The sequence below is a fragment of the bacterium genome (assembly GCA_037131655.1).
In the GTDB taxonomy this organism is placed as follows: domain Bacteria; phylum Armatimonadota; class Fimbriimonadia; order Fimbriimonadales; family JBAXQP01; genus JBAXQP01.
The window spans coordinates 1-4,549 of the sequence record JBAXQP010000219.1; the positions used below are offsets into that span (position 1 = coordinate 1).

A 4,549-nucleotide genomic window follows, 5' to 3' on the forward strand; every position below is an offset into this window, starting at 1 on the left:
CTCTTACCGTCAGAAGTAATAGTGGCATAAGCCGTCATTTGACCATCCATGCCAACTTTGCATATCTGTCGGCCTTGAATATAAAAAACCGTACCACTATCGGGGTGAAGACAAATACTAGCCTTTCCCAATCCTTGATAGGGATTGCCAATGAAGTAGACGTAGTACTTCAGAAAGCCTTCCGAATTCTGTGTAAGCTGCTTTTCCTCGCCGGTGGCTAAGCCTGTCACGAATATATGCTATCAAACGGGGTTTTTTCTTAAACCGATCGAAATTGGTTGAACTAACTTTGCGTTGCTGCTGAGGTGGGGTATCATTAAGGGTCGAGTTGTTCTCGATTCTCGGATAGGTAGAATGAAGTAGCAGGCGGCAAAACGAAACGATGTTTGGTGTGGGCGGAACGGAGCTGATGGTAGTCCTATTTATCGCGCTTCTGTTGTTTGGCCCTCAGAAGCTGCCTGAGATCGCTCGCCAACTTGGCAAGGTTATGGGTGAAGCTCGGCGAATAATGGACGATACGGTGCGGACAATCCAGGATGAACCTAAGCTGTATCCGTCCCCTAATGAACCGACCAAGCCTTATATGCCTGAAAATAGTTTAGGTACAACCCAGGAAACCGAGAAAGAGAAAAAAGAGGGAGACAACAGATGACAATTTTCTATAATATCTTACTGAGCCTTGATCTGATCATCGCGGTCCTTTTCGTGATCGTTGTTATGATACAATCATCAAAATCAGAAGGCTTCACGATGGGAGCTAGCGCGGCTAGCGCCACACCACGAGCTAAACCGGGTTTTGAAGATCAAATGTCACGTGTCACGTTGTATATGGGTGCGACGTTTATGACTCTGACTGCCCTTTTGGCAATCATTCAGTCACGCATGTAGAAGAGGGGCGAACCTTAGTTTAACCCTTAAGCAGCGCGCTGTTGTTGGTCCGATTGTTCCGCAGAAAGCCATTCCAATATCCGTGCGCGTCTTGCTTCAGCGATATATTCAGGCTCAAATCGAGCGGTAGCAATCAAAAGACCATAAACGCTGGCTGCGGTTAGCAGATACATAATTGCTACCAGCATATATTTTCTCCGGATTGTAGTAAGTTAAATATCGGCATGTTGCGTCATCACTTGTACCCGCATGAAAACCGGTTTGCGTTTGCGGTTTATACAGGGAATAAAGAAGGCGCATGGAGGTCAGGTTATGAAAGGCCAATGGCTAGGTTGGGTTATCTTTGCCGCTATCGTCACTTTTATTATCGGATATGCCGTCTATGGCAATGCCAAAACCAATAAGTTGATTAAAACGGCTGCCTTAGGTTCAGGGGTTGCACAAGAAAAAGCCATTATTGCGCTTAATATACGTGAGGATGCCTACGACTTACTTCAAGGGCAATCTATTAAAGCGCGTGTAAGCCTGGCCTCAGCGCTCGAACATCTTGACGATAAAGCTGCTATCGAACTGGCTATCAAAATGTCGAAAGACCCTGATAAAGAAGTCCGCATTAGTTTGGTGCAGACTTTAACCGTAGTTGGCCCTAAAGATATTAAAGCTCTAGCCGATGGGCTTGGCAAAGGTGACCCGAACATCACTTCAACTATTAGCTTGGCAGTGACAAATATTGGCGAGCCGGCCATTCCTTTTATACTGGATACTTTCCAAGCAAAAAAGGGAATCGGCCCCTCAGCAGACTTATTGGTCAGCCTCTGCGCCTCCAAATCCTCCTATCGTGATATTATCGTTCCCAAAATGCTGCCTTGGGTATCCGATGCTGATGTAGACCTTAAAAAAGGCGCCATCGAAACTCTCGGAAAAATCGCCGATAAGCGTGCTGCCAAAGAGGTGGCTGCTCACCTTAACGACGGACCTGAACTGCGACGTATTGTGATTGCCGCTTTAGGTTCTATCGCAGACCTTTCGAGTGAGAAGATTTTGGATGAGGCCGTCAAAAATCCGATGGAAGATCGTGATGCCCGAATTCAAGCAGCACTTGGTTTGGGACGAATTGCATCCCCAACTGCAGTTCAAACGCTGAAAAATTGCCTCAAAGATGTCAACCTGCCGCTTAGAAGCGCCGCTGTAGTCGGTCTTCAAACTGCAGCCGAAAAAGCAGTCCCGGCCATTTCCGAAGCGCTCAAAGACCCTAACCCGGCAATTCGTGTTGAGGCGGCTTCCGTTTTGGCAACAGCAACAAAAGACCCCAAAGCGCTCGCTTTGTTAGCGAATTGTCTAAAAGATCCCATCGCTTCAGTTCGTGTCGCAGCCGTAACTGCCCTTGGAGCTTCCGCCTCAGCTTCCGATAAGCCGACCATCACGCCCCAGCAGATCGCTCTCTTAGTAAGCGCGCTTAAGGATAAAGATGGCGCAGTAGCCGCCGAAGCATCAACTCAGCTTGGCAAAGCCGGACCGGCTGCTATCAATTCGTTGGCAGGGTGCTTAGATAGCGGAATGGATACGTGCTCCTATTTAGCAGCACAAGCATTAGGGAACATTGGCGCTCCTGCATTACCGGCGCTTAAGGGGAAGCTAAATAATCGTTGGGCAGTTCTTGCACTTGGGCAAATTCACGATCCATCTATTAAAGAGCTTCTCATAAAAGCGAAAACCTCATCAAATCCAGATGTGCGGTATGTGGCTTCTCAAGCGTTGGCGACTAATTTCGGAATAACGCGTTAGCGGTTAATGCCTCTTTACGAGCGATGCGATCTCCATCGCTCGCTAAAAACATAATTAAGCCCAACAACGCTAATCCCGCCAAAAAGCCGTAAAGGCTTCCCCACCCGTAACGCTGGCAAACAAAGCCCCCAATCAATGGAACAATCGCTTGAGCAAAGCCTTGCGCGCTGGCTAAAGTGCCCTGTGCGCTGGCTCGTAAGTTTTCAGGAGCTAAACTCGCTGCATATACCGGTGAACAAGCAGTCACGATGTTGAACGTAAACCCATGAAACGCCTGAAGCGCATAGACCGCGATTGGAAACGGGAACATCGCATAACCCAATAACCGCAAAGGCAAAATAGCGTATCCAATCATCAAAGTCTTCCGCGCCCCTACTCGATCCATTACAGCGCCCCAATAACGCATCAACACCAACTCACAAGAGGCGCTGATAAGATATGCCAAAGCCACTAATTGTTGGACGTGCGGAGGGGTATACTGGCGCGACTTGAGCATTTCGGCCAAGTTCAAGCTCAGGAAGGTGGTTCCGGTATTAAGCGCCCCAAAAAACAGACAGTAAGCTATTAAATAGAAAGCAAAAGGTTTGTAAGCAAGAAGCTTCTTCGCTTCAGCAAGGCTTGGGCGCTTAACATCCGCAAAGTGATGACGTGGAGCAATAAAACCCGACATCGCGCATAAAGCATAGGCAGTTGGAGCGGCGACAAACATCCAGACGGGGTAACCGCTCAACCCATTACCTCTTAAGATAGTAGCGGTAAGGAGGGCAAGGATATATCCGGCAGTTCCCCATGCACGAAGCGCCCCAAAAGTTGCGCCGCCCTTTAGTGGGTCCGAGTTCTCGACGATGAGGGTCGCAACTGCCATTTGTGAGATAGTAAACCCTACCCACGCCAGAGCATACATCGCCCCCATCGACCAAGCCGAAGCTGTATAGGGAAGCGCTGCTATCCCAATCGCCGCGATAAGCCCGCCGAAAATAACAAAAGGTTTGCGAAGTCGAAGCCGGTCAGAAAGCCATCCCGCAAGAGGTGAAGCCAATGCTCCCGCTAGAGAAGCCACGGCCATCAGCAATCCGATAGTATAACGATCGAACCCCCGGCTTCGCCAAAATAGCAGCAAAAACGGATGTTGGAACCCCAATCCCCCAAAAAACAGAAAGAAAAACGCCCCAAGCGCAAACATTAATCCTCAATCCCCTCGCGGGCAAGTATACCCACCTCTTCCGCCACCAAGCCAACCTTACGCTCCCATAGATTCATGAGGATGTATTCTGAGCACTTAGATTTCTTCAAAATATCTAAAATTACTAGAATGGTAAAATTCAATTCACATTTGGAATCCCCAATATGTGGAAGTCCTATACCATATGCGAACTTATCTTCTTGGTCCTTTTCGCCTGGGTCTATGCCAATTTGGCATGCGGGCGGGAGCAGACTTAACGACTTTTGGAGGCGCATTGGTCGTGTTGGCTCTTCTTAACACACCATCATCCACCCAAACATTGCCGCAATTAGGACATTTACGTTTTGTTCTATTAAGGAGTTTAGTAAAAAAAGGAATACTTGGAAAAGCTATAAGAAAAATTGAAAGAAAGCATCCTAGGTTTGCTAATATCGATTTGGGGCGCGTAATAGGCGTGACAGTTCCGCACTTAGGGCAACATCTGAGCGTTTCTTGTTCGCCTACGATACTGATACCAAGTATATTACAAGCCCGCTCGTAATCTTCATCCGGTACAAAAAGACTGATATTCTCAAGTCCCAACTTGAAATGGAAATAGTCCTTAGAGTCGCCTTTCTTGACAACATTAATCCCCTCAGCCTCAAGATATCCCTTCGCCAATTCCGCTTCGTAATCGTAGTTATAATTAGCAAC

At 47.7% G+C, this 4,549-nt stretch carries 7 protein-coding genes; 3 read left to right on the forward strand and 4 right to left on the reverse strand.

What is annotated here, in order from left to right:
- Positions 1-230, reverse strand: a 230-nt coding sequence (locus WCO51_09945; GenBank protein ID MEI6513579.1) for a hypothetical protein, incomplete at its 3' end; no start/stop codon positions are given.
- 152 nt (positions 231-382) lie between these two features.
- Here WCO51_09945 and WCO51_09950 point away from each other — a divergent pair.
- Positions 383-652, forward strand: coding sequence for a twin-arginine translocase TatA/TatE family subunit (locus WCO51_09950; GenBank protein MEI6513580.1), 270 nt, complete (start codon positions 383-385; stop codon positions 650-652).
- Complete coding sequence (gene secG / locus WCO51_09955; protein MEI6513581.1) at positions 649-888, forward strand: preprotein translocase subunit SecG; 240 nt, start codon at positions 649-651, stop codon at positions 886-888. The genes WCO51_09950 and secG overlap by 4 nt, the downstream gene beginning before the upstream one ends.
- A gap of 26 nt (positions 889-914) precedes the next feature.
- Here secG and WCO51_09960 read toward each other — a convergent pair whose 3' ends face one another.
- A complete protein-coding gene (locus WCO51_09960) occupies positions 915-1,076 on the reverse strand; it encodes a hypothetical protein (protein MEI6513582.1) in 162 nt (53 codons plus the stop codon).
- A gap of 124 nt (positions 1,077-1,200) precedes the next feature.
- Between WCO51_09960 and WCO51_09965 the strand changes: the two genes are divergently transcribed.
- Positions 1,201-2,673 (forward strand): HEAT repeat domain-containing protein, encoded by a 1,473-nt coding sequence (locus WCO51_09965; protein ID MEI6513583.1) that lies wholly within the window; start codon positions 1,201-1,203, stop codon positions 2,671-2,673.
- On the opposite strand, the gene WCO51_09970 is transcribed toward WCO51_09965, so the two are convergent.
- Together WCO51_09970 and WCO51_09975 are read right to left on the reverse strand one after the other, a co-directional pair.
- Positions 2,651-3,856, reverse strand: a complete 1,206-nt coding sequence (locus WCO51_09970) for an MFS transporter (protein MEI6513584.1) — start codon at positions 3,854-3,856, stop codon at positions 2,651-2,653. The genes WCO51_09965 and WCO51_09970 overlap by 23 nt on opposite strands.
- A gap of 192 nt (positions 3,857-4,048) precedes the next feature.
- The coding region (locus WCO51_09975) for an LITAF-like zinc ribbon domain-containing protein (GenBank protein ID MEI6513585.1) at positions 4,049-4,549 on the reverse strand (501 nt) is incomplete at its 5' end.

Coding starts and splice junctions, on each gene's coding strand:
- WCO51_09965 (MEI6513583.1), top strand. CDS start 1,201: ATGAAAGGCCAATGGCTAGGTTGGGTTATCTTTGCCGCTATCGTCACT.
- WCO51_09970 (MEI6513584.1), bottom strand. CDS start 3,856: ATGTTTGCGCTTGGGGCGTTTTTCTTTCTGTTTTTTGGGGGATTGGGG.
- WCO51_09960 (MEI6513582.1), bottom strand. CDS start 1,076: ATGCTGGTAGCAATTATGTATCTGCTAACCGCAGCCAGCGTTTATGGT.
- WCO51_09950 (MEI6513580.1), top strand. CDS start 383: ATGTTTGGTGTGGGCGGAACGGAGCTGATGGTAGTCCTATTTATCGCG.
- secG (MEI6513581.1), top strand. CDS start 649: ATGACAATTTTCTATAATATCTTACTGAGCCTTGATCTGATCATCGCG.